This is a genomic window from Colwellia sp. MB02u-6 (assembly GCF_014077095.1).
In the GTDB taxonomy this organism is placed as follows: domain Bacteria; phylum Pseudomonadota; class Gammaproteobacteria; order Enterobacterales; family Alteromonadaceae; genus Cognaticolwellia.
Genome location: NZ_JACGVG010000014.1, coordinates 12,975 through 38,379 on the forward strand (window position 1 = coordinate 12,975; position 25,405 = coordinate 38,379).

At 38.4% G+C, this 25,405-nt stretch carries 18 protein-coding genes and 1 pseudogene; 7 read left to right on the forward strand and 12 right to left on the reverse strand.

Features of this window, described 5'->3' with window-relative positions; all coding sequences use genetic code 11:
- The first annotated feature begins 48 nt into the window (after positions 1 to 48).
- From betA to H4J46_RS00110, 4 genes are all read left to right on the forward strand, one after another.
- Positions 49 to 1,734, forward strand: a complete 1,686-nt coding sequence (gene betA / locus H4J46_RS00095) for a choline dehydrogenase (RefSeq protein ID WP_182231572.1) — start codon at positions 49 to 51, stop codon at positions 1,732 to 1,734.
- 184 nt (positions 1,735 to 1,918) lie between these two features.
- Entirely contained in the window at positions 1,919 to 3,136 is a 1,218-nt protein-coding gene (locus H4J46_RS00100) for a BCCT family transporter (protein ID WP_182231573.1), read from the forward strand.
- 19 nt (positions 3,137 to 3,155) lie between these two features.
- Positions 3,156 to 3,860: a TorF family putative porin gene (locus H4J46_RS00105; protein ID WP_182231606.1), complete on the forward strand. Its 705-nt coding sequence runs from the start codon at positions 3,156 to 3,158 to the stop codon at positions 3,858 to 3,860.
- A gap of 385 nt (positions 3,861 to 4,245) precedes the next feature.
- Positions 4,246 to 5,571, forward strand: coding sequence for an aspartate aminotransferase family protein (locus tag H4J46_RS00110; RefSeq protein ID WP_182231574.1), 1,326 nt, complete (start codon positions 4,246 to 4,248; stop codon positions 5,569 to 5,571).
- Between the two features lie 320 nt (positions 5,572 to 5,891).
- Here the strand turns inward: H4J46_RS00110 and H4J46_RS00115 are convergent, their stop codons facing one another.
- Positions 5,892 to 6,761: an MYG1 family protein gene (locus H4J46_RS00115; RefSeq protein ID WP_182231575.1), complete on the reverse strand. Its 870-nt coding sequence runs from the start codon at positions 6,759 to 6,761 to the stop codon at positions 5,892 to 5,894.
- Between the two features lie 245 nt (positions 6,762 to 7,006).
- Positions 7,007 to 7,789 (reverse strand): phytanoyl-CoA dioxygenase family protein, encoded by a 783-nt coding sequence (locus H4J46_RS00120; RefSeq protein WP_182231576.1) that lies wholly within the window; start codon positions 7,787 to 7,789, stop codon positions 7,007 to 7,009.
- Positions 7,790 to 8,232: 443 nt separating this feature from the next.
- Here H4J46_RS00120 and H4J46_RS00125 point away from each other — a divergent pair, with 443 nt between their 5' ends.
- On the forward strand, positions 8,233 to 9,516 hold the full coding sequence (locus H4J46_RS00125; protein WP_182231577.1) for a lytic murein transglycosylase: 1,284 nt from the start codon (positions 8,233 to 8,235) through the stop codon (positions 9,514 to 9,516).
- Between the two features lie 180 nt (positions 9,517 to 9,696).
- Here the strand turns inward: H4J46_RS00125 and H4J46_RS17590 are convergent.
- The 4 genes and pseudogenes from H4J46_RS17590 to H4J46_RS00140 form a co-directional block, all read right to left on the reverse strand.
- Positions 9,697 to 9,882 (reverse strand): annotated as a pseudogene (locus H4J46_RS17590) (phosphate ABC transporter substrate-binding protein); the annotation flags it as partial.
- A 450-nt stretch (positions 9,883 to 10,332) separates the two neighbouring features.
- Positions 10,333 to 11,130 carry a hypothetical protein gene (locus H4J46_RS00130; protein WP_182231578.1) on the reverse strand — a complete coding sequence of 266 codons (798 nt, stop codon included), beginning with the start codon at positions 11,128 to 11,130 and terminating at the stop codon, positions 10,333 to 10,335.
- 1,062 nt (positions 11,131 to 12,192) lie between these two features.
- On the reverse strand, positions 12,193 to 13,320 hold the full coding sequence (locus H4J46_RS00135) for an aminotransferase class V-fold PLP-dependent enzyme (RefSeq protein ID WP_182231579.1): 1,128 nt from the start codon (positions 13,318 to 13,320) through the stop codon (positions 12,193 to 12,195).
- A gap of 595 nt (positions 13,321 to 13,915) precedes the next feature.
- Positions 13,916 to 14,452: a hypothetical protein gene (locus H4J46_RS00140; RefSeq protein WP_182231580.1), complete on the reverse strand. Its 537-nt coding sequence runs from the start codon at positions 14,450 to 14,452 to the stop codon at positions 13,916 to 13,918.
- A 353-nt stretch (positions 14,453 to 14,805) separates the two neighbouring features.
- Between H4J46_RS00140 and H4J46_RS00145 the strand changes: the two genes are divergently transcribed.
- Positions 14,806 to 15,348, forward strand: a complete 543-nt coding sequence (locus tag H4J46_RS00145) for a TrmH family RNA methyltransferase (protein ID WP_182231581.1) — start codon at positions 14,806 to 14,808, stop codon at positions 15,346 to 15,348.
- A gap of 119 nt (positions 15,349 to 15,467) precedes the next feature.
- Here H4J46_RS00145 and H4J46_RS00150 read toward each other — a convergent pair whose 3' ends face one another.
- The 6 genes from H4J46_RS00150 to nhaA all read right to left on the reverse strand — a co-directional run bounded on the left by H4J46_RS00150 (position 15,468) and on the right by nhaA (position 24,544).
- Positions 15,468 to 15,938 (reverse strand): DUF1499 domain-containing protein, encoded by a 471-nt coding sequence (locus tag H4J46_RS00150; protein WP_182231582.1) that lies wholly within the window; start codon positions 15,936 to 15,938, stop codon positions 15,468 to 15,470.
- A 220-nt stretch (positions 15,939 to 16,158) separates the two neighbouring features.
- A complete protein-coding gene (locus H4J46_RS00155; protein ID WP_182231583.1) occupies positions 16,159 to 17,385 on the reverse strand; it encodes an FAD-dependent monooxygenase in 1,227 nt (408 codons plus the stop codon).
- A gap of 304 nt (positions 17,386 to 17,689) precedes the next feature.
- Positions 17,690 to 20,254, reverse strand: coding sequence for a TonB-dependent siderophore receptor (locus H4J46_RS00160; protein ID WP_182231584.1), 2,565 nt, complete (start codon positions 20,252 to 20,254; stop codon positions 17,690 to 17,692).
- Positions 20,255 to 21,151: 897 nt separating this feature from the next.
- Complete coding sequence (locus H4J46_RS00165) at positions 21,152 to 22,015, reverse strand: S9 family peptidase (protein ID WP_182231585.1); 864 nt, start codon at positions 22,013 to 22,015, stop codon at positions 21,152 to 21,154.
- 402 nt (positions 22,016 to 22,417) lie between these two features.
- Positions 22,418 to 23,287 carry a prohibitin family protein gene (locus H4J46_RS00170; RefSeq protein ID WP_182231586.1) on the reverse strand — a complete coding sequence of 290 codons (870 nt, stop codon included), beginning with the start codon at positions 23,285 to 23,287 and terminating at the stop codon, positions 22,418 to 22,420.
- Between the two features lie 42 nt (positions 23,288 to 23,329).
- On the reverse strand, positions 23,330 to 24,544 hold the full coding sequence (nhaA, locus tag H4J46_RS00175) for a Na+/H+ antiporter NhaA (protein WP_182231587.1): 1,215 nt from the start codon (positions 24,542 to 24,544) through the stop codon (positions 23,330 to 23,332).
- Between the two features lie 255 nt (positions 24,545 to 24,799).
- On the opposite strand from nhaA, the gene H4J46_RS00180 reads away from it, so the two are divergent.
- Positions 24,800 to 25,270, forward strand: coding sequence for an Lrp/AsnC family transcriptional regulator (locus tag H4J46_RS00180; protein ID WP_182136577.1), 471 nt, complete (start codon positions 24,800 to 24,802; stop codon positions 25,268 to 25,270).
- Positions 25,271 to 25,405 lie beyond the last annotated feature (135 nt).

Genomic DNA, 25,405 nt, shown 5'->3' on the forward strand with positions numbered 1-25,405 from the left:
TAAATCGTAAAAAGGTCTTCATGCAGTAAATTATTAAAAAGGTTTAAAATGAAAAGCGAAAAATTTGATTACATTATTGTAGGTGCAGGTTCTGCTGGCTGTGTCTTAGCAAATCGTCTCAGTGAAGACAGTGATAACAATGTCTTGCTCATTGAGACTGGCGGCAGCGATAAAAGTATTTTTATTCAAATGCCCACTGCATTGTCTATTCCGATGAATTCAAAAAAATACGCTTGGCAATTTGAAAGCCAGCCAGAGCCGTTTCTTGATGATCGACGTATGCATTGCCCTAGAGGTAAAGTTTTAGGCGGTTCGTCTTCAATCAACGGCATGGTTTACGTACGTGGACACGCAAAAGATTTTGATGAATGGCAACAACATGGCGCACATGAGTGGGATTACGCTCATTGTTTACCTTATTTTAAAAAGTCGGAAGACTGGGCATTTAGTGCCAATGAATATCGTGCTAAAGATGGCCCGCTGGGTGTAAACAACGGCAATGAAATGAAAAACCCGCTCTACAGAGCTTTTATTGATGCCGGAGTAGAAGCCGGATACTTTGAAACTCAAGATTATAATGCCGGTCAACAAGAGGGTTTTGGCCCGATGCACATGACGGTTAAAAACGGTGTGCGTGCGTCAACGGCAAACGCTTATTTACGACCAGCAATGGTGCGTAACAACTTAACAGTTATTACCCATGCGCTGGTACATAAAGTGCTACTTGAGGGTAAAAAAGCCGTTGGTGTTAGGTACGAGCACAAAGGTAAAGTGGTTGATATTTCAGCACATAAAGAAGTTATTTTATCGGCTGGTTCCATTGGCTCACCCCACATTTTACAACTGTCGGGTATCGGCCCTAAAGCCGCGCTTGAAGCCGCTAATATTGAAGTAAAACACGATTTACCAGGTGTTGGCGAAAACTTGCAAGATCACCTAGAGTTTTATTTTCAATTTAAGTGCAAACAGCCTATTACCCTTAATGGCAAGTTAGATTGGTGGAGTAAACTGCTGATCGGTACACGCTGGATATTAAGTAAAAAAGGCTTAGGTTCAACCAACCATTTTGAGTCTTGTGGTTTTATTCGCTCTAAAGCCAGCGTTGAATGGCCCGACTTACAATATCATTTCTTACCAGCAGCCATGCGTTATGACGGTAAAGAAGCTTTTGCAGGTCACGGATTTCAAGTGCATGTTGGCCATAATAAGCCTAAAAGTCGTGGGCAAATCAAGGCAATATCAAACGATCCTAAGGTACACCCAGAAATTCGTTTTAATTACCTTGAACACGAAGCAGACCGTGAAGGATTTCGTGCCTGTGTTCGCCTAACCCGTGAAATTATCAACCAGCAAGCGCTTGATAACTATCGCGGCGAAGAAATTCAGCCGGGCCTTCATGTGCAAACAGATGAAGAAATTGACAGTTTTGTGCGCCAGTCTGTTGAAAGTGCCTACCACCCTTCTTGCTCATGCAAAATGGGTACAGATGCAATGGCTGTGGTTGATCCACAAACGCGCGTCCATGGTATTGAAGGATTGAGAGTGGTTGATTCGTCAATATTCCCAACAATTCCTAACGGTAACCTTAATTCACCCACCATTATGGTTGCTGAACGTGCCGCCGATATTATTCGTTCTCGAGCACTGTTAGCGCCATCTAACGCCGCAGTTACCATAGCGGGTAACTGGCAAGAGCAACAACGTTCAACTGCAGCAAAACGCACTACCAACTAAAGTGTAATCATCAGTGTTCTAACTAAGATTAATTATCATCGCCAGGTAATATGCCTAGGTATATTACCTGGCGAAATAATTGATCATTCAAACCTAAAAGCTTGATATTGAACACTATAACTAGAAGAAAGAAATGGGAGTTAATTATCTTAATATTGATTAAAAACGTAATAAGGACACTATCATGACCACATGGTTATCAGCAGGAATGTTATTTACCTTTTCCGCAATCGCATTTATATTATATCGATGGGGCAATATTCGCTGTGTTGGTGTAACACCCGTTAAAACCTTCACCTTTATTGCCATTTTATTTACCTCAGGACTCGATGTGGGACTTATTATGTTCCCATTAACTGAGTTTGCCGGCTACGCTGATTTAGCCACCAGTCCTGAATATGGTTTCACCAATCCTTTAGCTATTGAGTTTGGTTTTTGGGCCTTTCTTATTTGGAGCTTTTACTTTCTCACCTGTTTTTACTTTTGTGTTATTGAACCGCGTGTACGATTTTTTGAAATTCCGCTGGTTAAATTCATTAATAACGTTGTGATTATTGGCACCTGTGCATTTACCGCTTATTTATTACTGTCTAACTTACCTTGGTATATGCCAGAACTTGGTGATGGTGAGTCTGTTGTTGGTAGTTTTTACTTAATTGTATTACTGGTGATCGCCTTTGCGGTGTATTCAAGTACCAACATACGTTATGTGCGCATTTTGAGCCTATCCACCACTTGGCTTTTTATCGCGTTAATTGCCGTGATGTGGGGCGGCGCATTTTTTGGTGAAAACTCAAGCATTGGCGATTTTGCCAATACCTTTTCCATGTTGGGCGGCTACTTTGGAAGCATCCACGAATTTGTGCTGCCAATGAATGCTTATCATGAGTTCTACCTTTACTGGTGGTTTGCATGGAGTATTATGATTGGCCAATTTACTGCCCGTTTTGTCAGTGGTTTACGCACTTATCAAGTACTACTGGCGATGTTGATCTTTCCGTCTATTCCGATCGCCGTATGGTTTAGCGTCTTGTATTACTACAGCCTAAACGGCATAGAAACTACTGGTTTCTATAATCTTGCCATGGCATTTGTTGGTATTACTTTTGTCATTAACTCTCTCGATTCATTGATCCGCTTATACACAGACAATTTGAAGATAGGCGTTGCGCGTATAGGTAGAGTTAAATACTTCTTTGGTAATATTATTGCCTTGAGTTTACTGACCTTGCTATTCAAATTAGATTTCTTGCAAATCCAATGGGTTGGCGCTGTAGTTATCGGACTATTCTTTACTTGCTTTGGTTATATTCTGTTAAGAAAATTTAACGAAGTAGCGGCAATAGAGAGTTCACCAGAAGAAAATAAAATCGACTTTACCAAACTAGAACAAGTAACCTAATTAAATGAGTATACAAATAATGAATAAAAGTATTATTGCCTTAGCAACAAGTTTTTTACTAGCCACTTCTTCAGCAGCATTAGCTGATGTATCGGCAACAGTTAATTTAACGTCTGACTATACCTTTAATGGTGTTAGCCAAACAGGCAATGATCCTGCGTTACAAGCAAGTTTAGATTACGCAGGCGCTGACGGTTTTTATACTGGCGCTTGGGCATCAACTGTAGATTTTGGCAACGCTGACGACACCAATGCTGAATTGGATGTTTACGTAGGAAATTACTTTCAACTTGACGAAAAAACAGGCCTTGATGCGGGTATTGCTTACTATACCTACCACGGTGATTCGGCTTCAGATACTTATAATTATCCAGAGGCTTATGCCAAGTTTAACTACACTTCATCGCTAGGTAATACCGAATTAAACTTTTGGTACAGCTGGGACTATTTTGGTCTTGATGCTGGACATTATATCACCATGGTTGCTCATACTTTTGAAGTAGCGCCAGGTCATAATATTAGAGCCAGTTTCGATCGTTCAACGTCAAGCGATGTCAATGAATGGTCGTGGAATGGTAATGACGCTTACAATCATGCTCGTGTTGAATATATGACTAGTTATGAAGGCTTTGATTTTAACCTGGCACTTGAAGATACTAACATGAATATTGATAGTGCAGATTCACGCATTGTTTTCTCTGTATCTCGTACCTTCGGTTTATAGTAACTAGGTTTACAAGACTTAAGTTGATCATCTTAAGTTGAGAATTTTAGCGAAAAAGGATTAATTTTATAATAGTTTTTCGCTAATTAAAAAGCCCTTACCTGTGACAGGTAAGGGCTTTTTTTATTCACTTATTTTGCTGTTAATACTAAAGTGTCGCTTTGGTTAACTGCTTAAAATGAAGTAATAAATTTAGCTAAATTTTGCACTGAGCACTTGAGCCGTAAACTTTGGCTAAAACTTTGGCTAAGAATAAGTCACCTTCACTCTTATGTCTCGAAAAAGTGTAAGTAGCGCTTCCTGACTTGGCACTATCCCTGTATTATCTCGAGCATTAAATTTATAGTCCAAATATTAAAATAAATTAGTTTGATTGGAACCTCTTATGACCAAAAAAAACAAGCCCAATAGTACCAAAATGCTCGAAAGAGCCCACACCAATATGCCGTTAGGTGTTGCCGATAGCTACCGTTATTGGGGAGAGGAAAATACCGTATTTTTGAGTAGCATGAAAGGCTGCACAGTGACCGATTGCGACGAGCAGACCTTTGTTGACTTTCGTTTAGCCTACGGCCCTATTATTTTAGGCTATCGTGATGAACGCGTCGATAACGCCGTTATTAATGCAATTACTGATGTGGGTACTATTTCTGGCTTTTCAACCGGGCTTGATTCTGACGTGGTTGAGTTAGTGAAATCACTTTGTCCTAACATCGACAAAATGCGTTTTGCCAATTCAGGTACTGAAGCGGTTATTGGTGCTGTTCGCACGGCTAGAGGTTATACCCAGCGAAATAAAATTGTTGTGGTTGAAGGCGGTTTTCATGGGCTACATGATGAAGTTATGTGGAAATCTGACGTGGATAACTGGGATGCTGACGATATAAACTCGCCAGAAATCATTCCTTTTGGTGCAGGCATTCCACAAAGCACCCGCGAACATCAAGTAAGTGTGCCGCTAAATGACTTTAATGCCATTGACGCTGTATTTGCCAAACATGGCGATGACATAGCCGCCATTTTAATTGAACCTATTATGGGCAATTGTGGCTCTATTGCATCAACGCAAGCCTACATGCAAAAACTACGTGATATCTGTGACGCCAACGGCGCTTTACTGATTATGGACGAAGTAAAAACTGGTTTTCGTGTCGCTAAAGGTGGCGTTCAAGCCTTATATAATATCCACGCCGATATCACCACTTACGCTAAAGCCATGGGCAATGGCTATCCTGTTGCTGCTTTTGGTGGCAAAGCTGAGGTAATGGGCGCTATTTCTTTTGACAAAAATGGTGTGACTCATGGCGGAACTTATACCGCTAACATGGTGGCATTAAGTGCGGCAAAAGCAACATTAACGATACTCAAAGAAACTGATGCGCTTGAAACTATTGACCATGTAGGGCAAAAAATTCAAACATTACTTTCTCGTGTTTTTAGCAAGTTTGATATTGAACATTGTTTTGCCGGCCCAAATGCTATGTTTGGTGTGCACTTTGGCGCCAAAGTACCGCAAAACTATCGTGACTGGAAAAAAACTAACAGCGATTTATATACGCAATTCGCGCTTAATTTAATCGACAATGGTGTGATGTTAGAACCTGATTCACGCGAACCTTGGTTTATTTGTGAAGCTCACCAAACAATAGACTTTGTTTGGTTAGAACAAGTCGCAGAGCAATCTATGCAAGCCGCGATTAACCCACAGTAAAGGCCTTTTAACGATATAACAAAAAGCGCTAAGGCAGATAATGACCCAGTAGTAAGGCACGAAAAGTAAATCCTTGTGCAACTGTATTTAAGCTAATTTATTTACCTTAAATACAGTTAATACCAATTTCATTAATTAGGTGGTCTACTTTATATGCAGGAAAAATGGCCAAATATAAGGAATTTATTTAATAACTAGTTGTTCTAATTATTAAATAAATAACGCAGTAGTGGGTTATTTTAACCAGTAAAAATGATCAGATAATTAGTGAGATTGGTATAACTTAACCTCTTAAGACTTTATGTTAACAACTGCTACGCTTATTCTGCTAGTGCTATAGCGGCCATTTTCATCACACTTTCAAACGATTGTGCACCGGCAATAAACAAACCATTATGACAAAACATAGCGTCATCAATACCGCTGACTTCTTGTAGTGCTTGGTCCGCTAAACCCGCCCATGCTTTCGGCAATGGCTTGCGATCTTCAAATGAGCCTAATTCAACCGGTACCGTTTGAATTCTAAAGGGTCCAGAGCCCGACGGATAAATCACATACAAGGCTTCTTTAGATAACGTGTGAACCGTTGTTTTCCAAGGGGTGTATTTTTCTAATACGATAACCCTTGGGTCTGCTGCGTTCTCAACAGCTTTCGCCACAATTGATTTAGCATTAATGCCACCGCTTGCAGAAGCAATAAAACGGGCTAAAACTCGCGAGGCAAACTCCACTGCTTCATCAAAACAAAGATCAAAATGACTTTCTTCTTGCCACGTGGGGTTAAACATTGAAATAGTTTGGCTCAGGCTAATACCGGTTGAAACCCCTTGAACATGACCACAATCAATAGCGTCGATGGTTGATACCAAACCGGTATCAATCGACTTAGCCACATCTGCATCACCTTGGCATATTTCTAGACCATATTTTTGCCAAATCAAACCAAATGAAGAATAAGGAATACCATTTTCACGCTCACCTGCGCCGCCACGTTGATGATGATCAAAACGGCCTGCATCTGGATTATATTCACCCCCTACATCAATCACAATGTCAGCCTTGGCGATAACGGCTAAATCTCGTGTGCGTATAAGAGTAAAAGCAGGAAGAATGCTTTTAAGTGCAGCGATACTGAAAACATCATCCGCATGAAAATTACCGTTATGAGTTACTATTATTTTATCATTCATTGTTTGTTTCATGCCGTTTAAGAAGAAATAGGAAGTTGCTGAGAGTTAAAGCTTACTTTTTGCAAGTCGCTAAAAAGTAAGGGCCGAATTCTATCTGAATACCACTGATAACAACAGCTAACTTTAACGCTATTAGTAGTGCATAACGGCGTGTAAATCAAAAGTCACGCGTTAAGCACTGACCTTAAGTGCTTACTTAACTCGTACTGAACTCGTACTGTACAGCTAAGGGTACTTTTAAAATATCAGCCGTTCGATTTTAAGTTAAGGGTATTAATAAATAACCTTGGGTCGTCAATTTTATCCAGCATTAAGCTATCAGGCAAACAATCGTCATCAACATAATCTGCAAAATCGCCCGCTGAATCAAATACTAAAATATCTAACGCTAATCGCTCTAATCCGTATAAACCACGGTGGATCATATCAGCCGAAAAAACTAACAAATCACCCGCCGCTAGCTTAATTTTTTCACCACTAGTAAGGTCGTCACTACTAACGCTGCCTTTTTCTTCTTGGCGGACATTAAATTCTTCATCATTATCCCAGCGCTTATGAGTACCCGGTACGAGTTCCATGCCAAGTTCATCAAATAATGGCACACGAAGATGTAATACTTGTGTCTGCTCTATAGCAAGCTTTTGCCCTGCAACATCATGATCATATTGACAATCTCTATGCCAAAAATCTTTTTGCTTAGGGTTAACTGGATTAAAAAATAATTGTGTATTCATAAAGGCAGGATTATTCGCGACAATCGCCTCGACAACCTTCATGATTTTTTTTGAACTGATAAAATTAAACAGCTGCACCCTATCATCAAAGGCTAAATACTCACTGCCAGTAATTAACGAAGAGTTGAAAGCCTCCTCCTGATAAAATTTTGCATTGTCTTGTTGCCATAACTGGTGAAACTTTAATACCACGGCTCTAAGCTCTGCAATTTCAGCCACCGTGAAATAATTTCTAATAACAAAATAACCTTGCTGGTGATAATTGCGCTGCAATTGACTCCTATTTTCTACCATGAACTGACATTGCCTTTAGATTAAGATTAGAACTGTATTTCCAGCCTGATATACCACAAGGATATAGCCAGGCTATGATCCAGCTATGGTACGGCTATATCAGATAACTAGTGGTTAACATGATTAGCCTTATGCAGGGAGAAATTACTCAGGATGAAATTATACCAATTCTATTAAATTAATGCCCTATTCTGTCAATAATATAAAGTACCATTTTTAGCTCACTTGCCTTTCCTATTTAAGCTTTATTTTATTATTAGACCTCTGAGTGGAGTCGCTAAAAAGGGGCTATTAAACGGCCTTTATTTTAGCCTTGTTATTTGGACTCACCGGGGTGCCCTAGTGAATTTATTTACTTTTACTTTTATTTTTTCAATCTAACGATGGTATTATATTTTTCAGATTCATTTTCAACTTTACTTTTAGCTAAGGAAGCTTCATTCATGAACTCTTCAAACCCTTTTGTTAAAAAAAATGTTAGTTTTTTTAGTTATCAAAAATTAATCATCATCTGGCTATTTTTCCCTATGCTGGCCAATGCGACGATTGCCGATGAAAATTTTCTCCAGTGTAAAGTTAATTTATCTCAACGCGCTGAAAATAAAGGATTTTCTAATTATATAACTGAAACGGTTATTGATAATATCTCCCCTATTAAGCGCGTTATTGCTTTAGATAAAAAACAACCTGAGTTTACGCAAACCTTTGAGCAATATATTAAGACTAGAGTGAGTGCTTACCATCTTCGTGTAGGTAAAGAAAAGTTACTAAATAACAAAGCGTTATTTGATAAGTTAGAAAAAGAATACGGTATTCCTCGCCAATATCTAGTGTCTTTTTGGGGCTTAGAAACTGTTTTTGGCAAGCACAAAGGTAAAATGTCGGTATTGAATGCCTTGGCAACCTTAGCTTGTGATCAACGCCGTAGTGAGTTTTTCACCCTAGAATTATTAAATTTATTCACCTTAATAGAGCATAAGCAGGTCTCTGTTGAGCAACTAAAAGGCTCTTGGGCCGGTGCTATGGGTCATATGCAGTTTATGCCAACTGCATTGTTAAAATATGCGGTTGACGGTGACAATGACGGTAAAGTAGATATTTGGCAAAGTGAGGTTGACGCTTTAACCACAGCGGCTAATTATTTAAATAAAATAGGTTGGCAATCGAAAGAGCGTTGGGGCAGAGAAGTTAAATTACCGAAAAAATTTGCCTTTGATAAAGTCGCTTTTGATCAATATTACCCGCTTAATTATTTTCAGCAGTTAGGTGTTCAACAAACTAACCAGCAAGCCTTACCCGCTTATGATATTCAGGCTGAGCTTTATCTACCCTCAGGCCATAAAGGGCCAGCATTTTTACTCTACCCTAATTTCAATGTCATTATGACGTGGAATCTTTCAAAAAGTTATGCGTTATCCGTTGGCATATTAGCTAATAAATTAGTTGGCGCTAAAGGCATCGAACTTTTTAACAAAGCACAAAATCAGCTCAAACCCTTTAGTGTTGTACAAATGAAAAACCTCCAAAGCCAACTTAATAGCTTAGGATTTAAAACAGGTAAACCGGATGGTATTTGGGGACCTAAAAGTAGAGATGCCATTCGCTCATTTCAACTACAACATCGACTTATTGCTGATGGATATCCAAATAAAGAACTTTTTTCAACCATTGAGTTAGTGATCAGTAAAACTGAGCCGGTAACACTAAGCATTAATCAAGAGAGTTAATTAGTGAGTTACTGTAGCGTCAATTAATGTCATGAAAACACAAAAGATAAATAAGGTTCGCACTTGCCTTTGTCGGTCGGCATTTAGTCCAACCTAGATGTGACCTGCAGTAAACCTACACAGTCACTACGGGTGATTACGCTTAGCGTTTTATTTTGCAATAGCTCGTAAACCTATATATTAACTAAATAGCGTATCGTGATATAGACTTAAATAAACAATGTCATACCTGCCCATCGCTACTCTTTTTTCAAACTTGGGAATAGTAGGTGCAGTGGCAAAACAAATATTTCTACCTGTTTTTTTGGACAAAAAAATTTCCAATGGCAGCCATACTTTAGCTAAATTCAAAGCAGGTTGTTGCGGTGCTACGCCTAAGCTTAATACTTTTTTCGCTTAGACCGTATGGATAGCAAAAAAATTGTTAATAATATTATGATCTTTTTCATATAAAAAACCTTTATTTTCAAAGGATAGCTATCTTAGAGGATGGTGGCATAACGCTTGAGGCTTATAACTTGTCTCTGGTCATCAGTAAAGCCAGATCGCGAGCATATAGTTGTGATTGGCGTATATCCAAATCATTACTCGACGAATTTTCACCACCGGTCGGCAATTCAATATGAAATTGTACGGCATTTTTTATATTGACATTTTTATATTACCGCCATGATTTTTAATAATAGTTTTAGCTAAACTTAACCCAATACCTATACCTTGATTGCTAGAGCACCCTTTATCACCACCACCTATGAAAGGTTCAAATAAATGAGAAGATAAAGCTGAAGGTAAATTCAAACTCTAAATACAACAGTGCTATTTTTTAAAAAGCCCCCGTAAAAAATCAAGTTCTTCATTAGCTAAAATTAATTCATTGGCACGCTTAACTTTCTCTTGATTAGCCAACACTAATTCATTGGCGCGCTTATCTTTCTCTTGATTAGCTAACACTAATTCATCGGCGCGCTTATCTTTCTCTTGATTAGCCAGCACTAATTCATTGGCGCGCTTATCTTTCTCTTGATTAGCTAACACTAATTCATCGGCGCGCTTATCTTTCTCTTGATTAGCTAACACTAATTCATCGGCGCGCTTATCTTTCTCTTGATTAGCCAAGACTAATTCATCGACACGCTTATCTTTCTCTTGATTGGCTAGCGCTAATTCATCAGCGCGCTTATCTTTCTCTTGATTGGCTAGCGCTAATTCATCAGCGCGCTTATCTTTCTCTTGATTGGCTAGCAATAATTCATCGGCACGCTTATCTTTCTCTTGATTGGCCAACACTAATTCATCTGCACGCTTATCTTTCTCTTGATTGGCCAACACTAATTCATCGGCACGCTTATCTTTCTCTTGATTAGCCAAGACTAATTCATCCGCGCGCTTATCTTTCTCTTGATTGGCTAGCACTAGTTCATCCGCGTGTTCATCTTTTTCTTGATTAGCTCGCTCTAATTCATCGACACGCTTATCTTTCTCTTGATTGGCTAGCACTAATTCATAGATACGCTTATCTTTTTCTTTATTTTGCAAGGCTAGTACTTTATTGGCGAGGACTAATTCACTGGCTTTTTTTTCTTTCACTTTGTTTTGATTATGCTGTTTATCCATATTTTTAACACAAATAGTCCTCACCATTTTTATATTTTAGTAAAAAATCACGTGAATTCAAGGGGAGGATCACATGATAAAATTCAGCTTAAAAGCCTCAATATCGTCTCAATTATCGTCTCAACTAAAGCGATGGTGATCACTGATGTATAATAATTTTTCAATAAATATGATCCTGACCACACCGATGTAGTACATGTTGTAACGTCTTTTAACTAGATTAATTGGCAATATTTTTACTTTTAACTCAGTCAGTTAAGGAAATCAATAGCAGTTCTGAATATTCCGTATATTCTGATTTTTTCGTATAAGTTAAAGTCACGATAATTAACTACATCAGTCAACTCTGAGTATTAACAGCAAGCACAATAAATTAAAAATTAACATCCCATCTACAAGTGTACCTCGGCTAAGAAACATTAAAAATTAAGCTGAGTATAAGTTCACAGACGGTTCAAGAATTTTGTGCTGTTATTACTCAATAAAAAGCCTAACTAAGCAGCGCTTGGGGGGGAATAAATCGTGGATAGAATCAGGCATATCATATAATAGTGAGATTTATTACTTTAGCCAAAATCATTAAAATCTTGATGATTAAGCATAGTGGCCTTATCTGATATCACTAAGCTTAAATGGTTAAGCTAAACGTTTTTCACAATAGCTTACGGTTAGTCATCACTTACAGCTCAGGGTTTTAAAAGAAAAAGCCTAGATGATCAATGGGCATAAAGCAGCTTGTAGAAGTTGAGCAAGAGTCTGAATTGATGTTTAAGCGCTATAGTGCTTTGCTTATGGCCAATACCCCCTATTTTATCTCCCGCATATAACGCCTAGCTAATTCAATTAATAGCAGATAATTTGTCAACCCAAAAGGCATCATCTTGCTAATATTAATGATGAATATCTAACTTAATTAAATTAAATTAAACTAAATTTAGTTGAATTAAGTTGATCTAATTGACTAATTTCGCTCAAGGTCAATACTTCAATGCTGGACGATTTATCATCAATATCATGGATAAATGCATAACAAGCGCCCAAAGTTCATACTACAAGGTATGTTTACAAGATACGTGCCAACGCTTGTTCTAGTTGCGCAACAGTTCGATCAATATTATGCAGTTTTTCTAAACCAAACAAGCCAATGCGGAAGGTTTTAAAGTCAGCGCGCTCACCTACTTGTAATGGTACGCCAGCGGCAATCTGTAAACCAACAGCGGCAAATTTCTTACCGTTTTGAAATTCATCATCACTTGTAAAGCTTACGATCACACCGGGTGCGGTAAAGCCTTCAGCGGCAACACTGTTAATGCCATGTTGGGTAAGTAATGCGCGAACACGTTGACCTAAATCAAGTTGTTCTTGGCATACTTTGGCAAAACCATAGCTTTTGGTTTCTTGCATAATATCTCTAAAACGAGTCAAGCTATCAGTTGGCATAGTCGCGTGATAAGCATGACCTCCATTTTCATAAGTCTCCATGATTTGTAACCATTTTTTCAGATCACAAGCAAAACTATCACTGGTGGTTAACTCTATTTGTTGACGCGCTCGCTCGCTGAGCATAACTAAACCACAGCATGGTGAAGCACTCCAACCTTTTTGTGGCGCACTAATCAAGACGTCGACACCGGTTGCTTGCATGTCTACCCAGATAGTGCCTGACGCAATACAATCAAGCACCATAATACCGCCCACTTGGTGCACGGCTTTTGCCATTGCTTGAATATAGTCATCAGGTAACATGATACCAGCAGAGGTTTCTACATGCGGTGCAAACACGACATCAGGTGATTCAGCTAAAATAGTGGCCACTACGTTGGTTATCGGTGGCGGAGCAAATGGTGCTTGGGCATCATCATGGGTTTGTTGCGCTTTTAATACGGTTTCGCTGCTAGGGATATCTCCCATTTCAAAAATTTGGCTCCAGCGATAACTGAACCAGCCATTACGAACAACCAAGACTTTTTTGTTACGCGCAAATTGACGAGCAACAGATTCCATACCAAAGGTGCCACTACCGGGAACGACAATAGCGCTATGGGCATGGTAAACGGATTTTAGATCGGCAGAAATATCTTGCATGACCTGCTGAAATGAACCAGACATATGGTTTAAGGAGCGATCAGTGTAAACAACGGAATATTCTAATAATCCATCAGGGTCAATATTGGGTAACAATCCAGGCATATCAGGCTCTATTAGTGGTTATTGATAGCATGATATTGCCGTATATTGCGCTAGCTATCAATGCATTTTACACAAAGTTGCTGTTAGATAATTCACTAAAAAATAACTAAACATCCGGCTAAATTTTATAGCGACAGCATGACTACAAAGCTTTAAGTGGATAAAAATATTTAACTATTAAGATGAAATAAAAGCCGTGGTTATAAATAAAGACCGGCCAATGAAAATATTAATTTAAAGATGACAATTAAACACTCATTTAAAAGCTAACCTATAATCACCTTTTATGCGTTTACTGATGAGTCTGTTAGATAATTTCAATATAAAATACTAAATATTAAATATTAAACATATTTTAGGACCGGACAGGTAATAATTAAAGCGTATGAATAACTCTGCTCCCCATTAATACTCACCCTATTAATACTCATCCTATTGATAATAACTTCGATAGCAAAGCTCAACATTTGACAAAAAAATCAAATCACTAAAGTCAGCTGAATTAATACCTGACTTTAGAGTTAGCAAGGGCTGCTTAGTCATTATGCACTTCAAGGCTGAATCTGCCCCTTTTGTATAATCAAGTGTTTAAACCTTAATGAGTGATTGTTACAGAGCCACCTACTACATCAAAATTATTTTGACCAAATGTAGCTAGAGATGGGCAGTTGTTTATTACTCCCTTCAACACAATAAAACCACCGGGTTCAATACCAGCATAAATGCCTGTGCCAGCGACGATATATAATGTTTCTTCAACCTCAAAAGGTATATTACCTGCGCCGTTTTCACACGTTGGATCACCGGTATAAACCATAGTAATCGTGTCATTTGCTGTATATAAGACACCCGTGCGCTCTTTGTTAACCAAAGTATGATTTATGGTAAAATCAGCATTCAAAAGTCCTTTACTGATACCTTTTAAAACAAGTTTATCGCGGTCAAAACCTGCTCCTCTAATGGGTTTTAACACCACTCTAAACTTACCTAATTGCTCAAACTGAGATACAGAAAATGTTTCTGCAAAACCCCGTTTGACATCGTATGTCACTGTATCATGAGTTTTTTCCACTGCTAAGACAGAAAGACTAGACATAGATAATAGCGCCACACTAACTAATAATTTTTTCATAATAATAATATCCATTTGTTATTTATGTTGGAGCCCTTTTGGGGAGTAGGGGTCTAAAAGTTTGAAATAATAATTAACGAATAAAATCCTCTTACTTTGACTGGTCAATAAATCCTAGTAGAGGGCTTAGCATTTTTCAATTAACAATCGATGTCTGGTTAATTTTCTTTTACTGCTTGAGGTAAATTAGCTTAATAGCTTATAAACATTAATTTGATCTTCGCTAGATAAAGTCGCACAATCCGCGGCTCAGCTATAAACTCAGAAATAGGGGCATTAGGGGGAAGCATCAGTACTTAGTCATAGTAAGTCGTCATAGTAAGTCGTCATAGTAAGTAATCAGAGTAGAAATCATGCATTCAAAAATACAACTTAGCAAAGAAGACCTTAGAATAAGCAAGCCAACTCGAGATGAATACTTAACCAAGCCAAAAATTCCTTTAATTGTGGTATTAGACAATGTCACTAATAGCTACAACATTGGTGCTTTTATTCGCTTGGCTGATGCTTTTGCTATCGACAAAGTTATTGTTTGTGGCGCGCTAACTATTTCAGATAAAAAGATGAAAAAAGCCTCTAGAAATGAAGCTAAATGGGTTTGCGTTGAATATAGCGATAATACCAGCTCAAGTTTACAAACTTTATTGGATGAGGGGTATTCAGTTTACAGTGTTGAGCTATGCCATGAGTCAGTTGATTATACTGATGTAACTTACCCTGCTAAGTGCGTATTAGTCTTAGGTAATGAACGTAAAGGCGTGAGTGAAGCGGCATTAACACTAAGCCATCAACAAATACACATCCCCATGTTTGGTATGGGTAACTCACTCAATGTTTCAACCGCTGGCGCGATTGTTTTAGCCGAATGTGCTAATCAAATAAGAAAAAAACGATAAGACTAGCGGCTGTCAAAGCATGCTATTGAGAGCCAAATACTGGGAAAATGTTACAATCAATGGGAGTCTGAAGCTATGACTCTGACACCATTGATATTATGACTCTGACCCCATTGATATTACATTGATTCAGAGCCACTGAGATTAAGTTTTTCAAATTTAAGTCTAATTGTTTCAATACGCTCTCGATTAACGTTAAAGTCTGAATAACCCACTCTAGAGCCTGAGCGAATATGTATGCTGGTACCTTTAGACTTTGTTTCTGGGAAGTAAAATTCTACATCATCAACAAAGCCAAACACTTTAGAAGTAAACTCAGCCCTAACATAGTTATTTTCGGTCACTGTAACCTTTGAATTTTTTAATTGATTAACAATGTCCACAATATCTTTTTTTATTTCTAACCTCTTGCCATTAATAATAATGGGCTTGATATAGTGCTTTTCATTATTTGAAAAGCTATTAACACAATTAGGTTTATCTGGACATTGGGTTAATTGCCCATTCTCAACACCTAGGTTTGGTGCTTTTACGGCGCAACCAGTTAACAATATAAAGCTTGTGAAAACAACTTGGGTGAGTTTATTCATTGTGCAGATCCCTTAAATTAATAAACTTATATAAAATAATATAAAATAATAATAATGTTAAGCGCGCAAGTTAATCATAAGATTAAAAAGCTTATGACAAATATACCACTTAAAGCATAATTCTCTTCTTTGAAACGTACGAGCCAGTTTACATTACTCGGTTTTATTATTTATTGTAGCACGCTAACGACATTGATTTTATTAACACTCTATCAGTTATCTATGACTCTGATCCTATTAATGCTGGTCCCATTGATAACTGCTCAACGATATTATAGGCATAAATAGCGTCAAGCTTGTTCGCTGCGATCCTATCACTAAGGCCAATACGGGATAGTCCTGAAACCAGTGCCAATTTGGCCTGTTCCATTGGCGAACTCATATGATACAAGGCGGCATTTTTACGCGCATTCAGTTGAATATTACGAGTGCGTGGTAAACGAATATTTTGATAGCTTTGTAACGCGTTTTCAATATTGGCATCACGAGATAAACAATAGGCTAAGGCATAACTATCCTCAATGGCCATCGCTGCACCTTGAGCTAAAAATGGCAACATGGGATGGCATGCATCACCTAAAAGTGTAACCTTTCGATCTGACCATAATTCAAGGGGTTTTCTGTCGAACAACGCCCATAAAAAACACTGCTCTGTTGCACTTAATAATTGGCTTACCTCAGGATGCCAATCACTAAAAGTCTCTCGCAATTCATTAATATCACCAGGCTCATTCCACGATTCTTTTTGCCAACTTTTACGTTCTTGCACGGCAATAAAATTGATTAAGTCTCCGCCACGCAGGTAGTAGCTAACGAAATGTTTGCCCGGTCCTACCCATAGGTTGGCATTAGGTTTAATTAATCCTTTGGGGAGTTTACTTGCTTCGACCACACCACGCCAAGCGACTTGTCCAGTAAACTCAGCTGATTTTTTTCCTAACATACAGGCTTGGATATTTGATTTGATACCATCTGCACCGATTAACAAGTCAGCGACTATACTGTCATTATTGTCAAATTGAATGGTGAGATTTTGTTGGGTTTGCTGGTAACTTTGAATAGCTTTACCTAAGTGAATAGTTACTTTCATATTTACACAGGCATTATATAGCGCCATCTGTAAATCAGCACGGTGAACATGCAAGTAAGGTGCGCCATATTTTTGTGCAGCATTATCCCCCAAAGGTACAGTAAAGTATGATTTGCCCGTTTGATAATGACGCATCACTGCTGCATCTGGACTAAAAGCCTTGGCTTTAACTTCGTCTGCTATACCAAGTTTTTGTAATACATGCATGGCATTAGGGCTAAGCTGTATGCCAGCGCCTACTTCGCCCAGTTGAGGATTTCGTTCGTAAACAGTCACCTCAAATTTGTTTTTAGCCAATGCTAACGCGGCGCACAAACCACCAATACCAGCACCAGCAATAACAATTTTTTTACTCAAAATAATTATCCTAGGATCTAGACTTACCTACCCCTCAGTGCGGTCCAATATCAATAAAAAAATCAACAACATCAATGGCCCCATTAATAGCTAACTCGGTTAATAATTGAGGTAAGTCAGTAAGCTTATTAAAAATCATTGGGAAGTAGTGAAGAATAAATTGAATTCGTTAATTAACAAGCTAAAAATACGCCTCTACATTCGTCAACCTACCTTAAACGCTTATGCCATTAATACTTGTTAATTATATCAATGTAAAGAAAAAGCTTGAGCAGCGAATACCACTCAAGCTGTTAGATTACGACTAAAAAGTTACACTAATTTTTCCATAAACATATCGACCGGTAAAGCCAAAAGGCGAAAAGCCAGAGTAAGAAAACAATCGAGAAAAGGTGGTTACATCTTCAACCAACTCACGCGTTGTATCAGGGTAAACATCAAAAATATTATTCGCCCCTAAAGTAAACTTAACTCTTTCTGTTAGCGCATAACTCACATCGAGATCAGTCACCCACTTTTCAGGTAACACTTCATTGCGAGCAGGGTTGTCAGATGGGTCTTGTGTTTCACCATAACGCGTTGTTCTTAGCGTGGCATACCAACTGTCTTTATTCCAGGTCGCACTAAGGTTCAATTTACTTTTTGGTGAGCCAACTTCAAATCGACGCAATTCATTACCAGAAAATAAATTATCCTGATCAAATCCTGCATTTTGTAATACCGTTGGAGGATTGATAACATGAGTTACTTCATTTTTATTGTAGTTAAAACCGGCATTCAGTAATAAATTACCCATCTCTGCCATATCCATAGAATAGGTTGCAACTACATCAACACCTTTAGTTGTACTATCGATAGCATTTAAGAAAAATCGTGCCCGGTTGGCACCACTACCTGCTAATAAAGTCTCAACTTCAGGGCCTGATAAATTGTTTGATAAGACAATGCGATTGTCAATATCAATGCGATAATAGTCTACCGACAAGCTAAATTCAGCCAATGGTGTCCAAGTAAAGCCGCCGCCAATACTCATGGCATCTTCAGCGTCTAAGCCCGGAGAACCTAGCGCCTTAGCTACATTACTGTTTGGCGAGAATGTACCTGTTTCTGTTGGTACAGCATCAACGAAAACAGTGGAAATAGAGGTGAAATATTGTTGCTGTAAAGAAGGGGCTCTAAAACCTGTTGAAGCCGAAAAGCGCAGTGCAAACTCATCAGTTAATGAGATCCTGTTGGCAACTTTACCACTTACCGTAGAGCCAAAATCAGAGTAATCTTCATAACGTGTTGCTACTGTTAAATTCCATATTTCAGTAATATCAGCTTCTAGATCAATATAGGCACTGACATTATGACGGCTATTGTCGCCTGCTGATGCAGGTGTAAATCCAGGAAACACTTGTGAGCCCGCAGAGCCAAATGGCCCATTTATCGGATCAGTTACCGCACCGCCACGACCAAAAGTGCCCTGTTCGTAAGATGCTGCTTCACCGGCTTCAATTTGATAGCCCTCGTTTCTATATTCAAAACCAAAAGCAACATTGAGACTACTGTCAAACATATCGACATCGACTTCTTTGCTAAAGTCTGCATTTAATGTCAGTTGATCATAAGTTAGTGTACCGGCATCAAATTCAGTCTGGCTCGACGGACCCAATGAGGTATTTAAGCTATTAGTGACACCAAATTGAAACTCATCTTTGCCGTAAACTGCTGATAGATCATAATTATAATCATTGATATAACCGCGTACTCCTGCAGCTAAAGAATAATCAGCAATATCTGAAGTAATTACCGGTAAAAAACCATCGGGGTAAATACTTTGTATATTACGACTGTCTTGTGCTCGGCGATAAAACCCACCTCCCTCACCTTCTCGGCCGCTATAAGAGCCAAAAGCATAAAGTTCAGCATTTTCGTTAAGGTAATAGCCACTGTTAACAAACAGTGCGATGTCATCCACCTCGCCATTCCCGTAGGTATGATTATATCTATTAGTGGTTAATTCGCGTGGGTCTAGACTACCATCATCAAGTCGTGCGTAATTTTCTCGTTGGTCATAATCAGCTCGATTAGCCGAATGGCGATTACGAAGCTCTGCTGATACATTAACAAAACCATCTTCACCCAGCGCAAAACCTGAGTTAACTCTTAATGTTAATGTTTGACCATCAGTGACTTTGCGATCGCCACCCTCAACAAACGCTAAGTTACCATCATCACCAACACCCACTGACTTTAAAGTGGCCACTCCATCCATTGTAGAGACATTAGCACCATAGGTTACCGATGCTGAGCCGCCACTATTAGCATTTTTAAGGACAATATTAATGACGCCAGCAATGGCATCTGAACCATATTGAGCCGCAGCGCCATCACGTAACACTTCAATTCGTTCAATGGCATTAGCAGGAATGGCGTTCATATCGACAGCTGATGAACCTCGTCCAGAAGAACCATTTAAATTTAATAAAGCGCTACTGTGTCGACGCTTACCATTAATTAATACTAAGGTATGATCTGGTGCCAAGCCTCTTAATTGTGCAGGTCGAACATGGTCTGTACCATCGGTAATTGAAGGTTGAGGAAAGTTAAAACTGGGTAGTAATGTCCCTAAAATTTGATTGGTTTCAGTAAGCCCCGTATTCATAATTGAATCAGCGTCTATAATGTCGATGGGGACAGGGCTATCTTCAACACTTCGCCCTAATCGTCTTGAGCCAACAACACTAATGGTTTCTATATTTTCATCCACCTTAGCTTCTTCTGCCAAAGCACTGGAGGTAAATGCCATTGCTGATAAACCAGATAAAGCGATAGCTGATGTAATTAAGCTTAGCTGTGATTTAATATTTTTAGTCTGTATCATTGTATTATTCCCATAGTAGTTAACTCTCCATTTTGTTCTATTATCAATTAATTGCTTTTATGTTATCGACTTGTCTATCAATATCAATGGGGTCAGAGTTAACAATATCAATGGGATCAGCGTTAATGGTTTTGATTAATTATTTATTTACTTCCATGATATATAAATGATTTTTTATCACCCCCTCATTAAGGAACTTGCTATTTGAGCTTTAAATCGTACACTACCAAGCACCTAAGCTTTAATTGTTGCTGCTTTTATTTCAAGCAAATTTTTTGGCGATATCTGCTGGTAAAATAATGCATAATAAGTCTGTTGTCTCAACCCACTATTTATTCCTAACATTTAATAACAGTTTTAATAACAGTTTTAATAACAGTTTTAATAACAGTTTTTATGACAAAAATGAGGAGTAATTAACGACTCGCTTTTCCTCATGCCTTATGCTGAAAAGTTGAGCATAAATAGGCGCTGGCTGCTAAAACCATATTAGCTGGTTCCACAAAGTGCCTGTTCGGCCATAAAACTAATTAATATAGCGCACATAGTAACACCCCAGTAATTGCATCCATTGACTGACACCTTTTTCAATCGCGGGGGTAAATCATAAATGAACATGATTCGTCATCAGCACATAAGCATGCACTTTGACCTGAAATTTTTAAGCATAAGAGTTTAGTTGATTGAGGTAAGCTTTATAGTCTTGTCCGGCAAAAAGCATAATTGACGATTATTGCTGCGTTGAACTAGATATTGCGGAGTATTAGGTAAATTAAAACACGGCAGTCTTGCTATATTGTTCACTAATCCATGTGCACTAAATTAGTGTTAAATCTAGTTCGCTATTAGCCAAGTCTCAATAAGTCTGATCCCATTGAGGCTTGCATTGAGACTTATTTATCGACAGTTTGCATTTAAAAATTCTTCGGTGACGTTAAGAAGCTTTGAGCGGTTATTATTAAAACTATGATCGTCTTTAATCAATCTATAATTTACATTGTTACCTTTGACTTTACGCATGGCGTTAGCTAGGGTATTTATCTCTGCGATAGGGATCACGTCACTGTCTGCGGGAATAAATAGTATCGGACGAATACCAATTTCGTCAGCTCTGGTGATTAAATCTAATTGCGCTCCCTTCTCGACTAACTCTCTAGTGGCAACCTCCCCAGACCACCCACGCAGCATAAACAACGAGTCTGCATACGCAGCCCACATATTTTTAACTGTTTCATCGTCACTTTTAAATGTAACGCCAATATTTGCCCCGTCGTACACCACACCACAAGCAACTTCAGGATTATCAAATAAGCCTGCAACAGCCATGTGTCCACCCATGCTGTGCCCAATATAGGATATTTTATTAGGATTTATTTTAAACTTTTCGGCATTGTTGGGTTGTTGAAAGAATTTCGTTACCGCGGTTACATCTTGCTCCGAGCCAGTAAATGAAAAATCACCCTCTGCCCCCCAAGCTCCTCTATAATGGAAAAATATGACATTCCAGCCAGCGTCTCGCATGCCTTGTGCGACATCCAAGTTTTTCTCATTTCCAGGATAACCATGTAATAATATAATGGTAGGGTGAGGCCCTTTACCCTGCGCACCGTAATAAATAGCGGGCAAACGTTTACCATCAGATAACAGGGTAACTTCAGCAGAGTTCTTTGGATAAAGCTCTACTTGCGCCTGTTCAAGCTTGGCGTGAACACCGAAAGAAACACTCAACAGTAGACTGACTAAAACATAACGATAACTCATGGCAATTTCCATTAGCAGAATTTTAAATAGCAAGACATCAAATAGTAAAACATCAAATATGACACAGTAAATATATGTTTGACTATATCTAAGTAATAATGAAAAGTAATTATTACTTAACAGCTCATCAAGGCTGCTAAATAATATCTCACAAAGCCTGTTGCCGGCTCAAATAACTATCGCCTATCAATTATCTAGCTTAGCTTTTTAAGGCTAAAAGCACGGCATAAGACTGCTGAGATCAGCCTATTAGCATTCGTGAGCAGCCTAATATATGACTCATTATTTTTTAATGGTAGCTTTCACAAAAAACGGCGATTATTACATCGCCGTTTTAAAAAGTCATTCAAGCTATTAAGTATCCGCTTTGACTTTGACTCTAACTCTGACTTAGCCTATAGCTTAATCTTTAGTGTTTCTCATATCTAAAATCGGCATATTACTGCTACCTAAAATCGTTGCAGGTAATTTACCATCCCAATTTTGTGCTTCAGTCAATTTAACAATTAACGGATTATTACCCAGTGCTTTCGCTTTAGCCGTGATAGCCTCGGCTTCTGCCAAACCTTTAATTCGAATAGACTCAGCTTCGGCAATGGCGACTAATTTAATACCATCTGCTTTGGCTTTAGCGGTGTTTACGTCGCGCTGTGCTTCAAGGTTCTGTCGGGCTAACTTGTGCTTTTCCGCGTCTGCTAGGTTTTTCTCGGTTTGTTTAGTTTCAATTGAGGTTAAATACTTCGCGGGCAGTTGAATATTTTCAATTTGAATATTGTCGACAGTCACTGGAAACTCTTTCATTTCTTCAATGAAGTTAGCTTCAATCGCTTGAATCGCCCCCGCTCTGTCTTGAATAAGCTTTTCCGCGTCATATTGTGGAATAACATCTTTTGTCGCTGATCTAAAGCGCGGATCTAAAATGCGGTTTTCAAATTGTGACAAGCCGCCATATTGTCTAAATAACTCCAATGCCGCCGCTTTATCGACTGTCCAGTTCACTGATACACTAATAGTTACCGGCATTTGCTCTTTGGTACTTGAGGCCATTTTTTCTTCATTTTTACGGGTTCGCACTTCTATTTCTTCAACGCTATCAATAAAAGGTACTTTAAAATGTAGCCCCGGATTTACCTGCTCTTTTGCTTCACTAAAGCGTTTTACAATGCCGATATGACCTTCGTTAACTGTATACACAGAGCCAATACCAGCAACAACAACGGCTGCAACAACGACAAGCGATTTTACTGGGATATTAAATTTTTCTATTTTCATGAGTAAACCTTTTTTATTTTCTATAGAATTTATTATCTGCATTTATTCTTTTATATCGTCACTTTCTTCACTTTCTTCACTTTCTTCAACATTGTCAACACCACCTTTAATAATGAAGTAACCAAAAACACCTGATATCAGTGAGCCAATCACAATGCCTAACCGGTCTTGAAACATAAGGTTAACCCCATTACCTTGCTCGAAGGCTAAAGAGCCAATAAACAAGCTCATGGTAAAGCCCACACCACATAATATGGCCGCGCCATAAAGCAAGCGCCAATTTACCTTAGCAGGCAGTTTTGCCCAACCCAACTTTATCGCAATAAAACAAAAGCCAAACACTCCAAGTTGCTTGCCAACAACCAAGCCAACAATAATACCTAAAGGTACAGGTGCCATTACTTGCTCAATACCAACACCCGCAAAGCTTATGCCCGCATTGGCAAAAGCAAATACCGGTAAAATAATAAAGGCAACCAGCGAATGCAAATTATGCTCTAAAGACTTAAGCGGTGATGGCTCATCTTCTTTACCTTTAATTGGAATAAAGAACGCTAACACCACACCGGCTAATGTCGCATGTACACCCGACTTTAATACCGCTATCCAAAGTACAACACCTAAGAAAATATAAGGTGCGGTATTGGTGACGCCACGTTTATTCATGGTAAATAAAATAGCAATAATACTGGCGGCAAAAACTAAGGATAATAATGAAAGTTGGTCTGTATAGAATAAAGCAATAACGATAATCGCGCCTAAATCGTCAAATATGGCTAACGAGGTTAAAAATACTTTCAGTTGTAACGGTACCTTACGTCCAATAATCGACAAAATACCTAAGGCAAAAGCGATATCGGTAGCGGTTGGAATGGCCCAACCACTAATCGCATCAGGATCATTATAATTAAAGGCGACATAACATAAGGCAGGTATCAACATCCCCCCTAAAGCACCTATGGCGGGTAATGTCACTTGTCCTGGTTGTGATAAGTCTCCTTCTAAAAATTCTCGCTTAAGTTCTAAACCCACAAGAAAGAAAAACAACGCCATTAGGCCGTCATTTATCCACAATAATAGTGGCTTAGCTATTTCAAAACTGCCAACCGCCACTTGAACGGGAATGTTCAACAGCATGTCGTAGTAGACCATAAACGGCGAATTGGCGATAATCATCGCCGCTACGGCAGCAAACATTAAAATAATGCCACTGGCCGCTTCAAGTTTTAAGAAATCATTAACACTTTTAATAATCATTTGTTCTCATTAATTTATTGTCGACATGACATAATATGTCACATAGCGGGTTTTTACAAATTTGTTAAGGTATTAATTTGTAAAAGTTTTAATTTACATCAGCGTCATTGAGTGGCAATAATTCGGAAAGATGCAAAAATATCGAAAATAATTCATCTTTATAGTCAGCTCACTGGTAATATTGCATTTAATAAGTGTAATATGTAAATAGAAGAAAAGAAAACTAAGTAAATATTCCCAAAGGCTGATGTATAAATGAAAAAACTTGATGACATAGATTTACGTATTCTCACCTTGCTTTATAAAGATGCTGATATTACCAACAAAGAGTTAGCATCACAGATAGGTATAGCGCCCTCAACTTGTTTAGAGCGTGTTAAACGCATGAAAAATAATGGTGTCATCAATAACGCTTTTATTGATATCAACTTCAAGAGTATTGGCGGCAACATTGAAGCCATAGCGGCAATAAAGTTACAACCCTATTCAGAGTTAATTGTCAATAAACTCAGAGATGATCTCCTTAAGTTACCTGAAATTGTCAGCTTATATCACATGGGCGGCAGCTATGATTACTTTATTCATATGTCGGTAAAAGATAGTGAACACTTACGCCAATTTGTTTTTAATGCCATTACCTCTCGTGAAGAAGTCACCACAGTAGAAACGTCACTTATTTTTGAGCATAGCCGCAGTGGCGTATTACCCATTTTTGATGATGAGTAATATCTGAGTATCAACAAAGCCAAAACATTAAGTCTCAGCGACTGTTTACTCGTCAATATAGTTTATAAAACTCGCTATTATTAAGTTTTTTTAGACGCAGCTATACCTAAACGCCTTACGCTGAAACAGTACCAC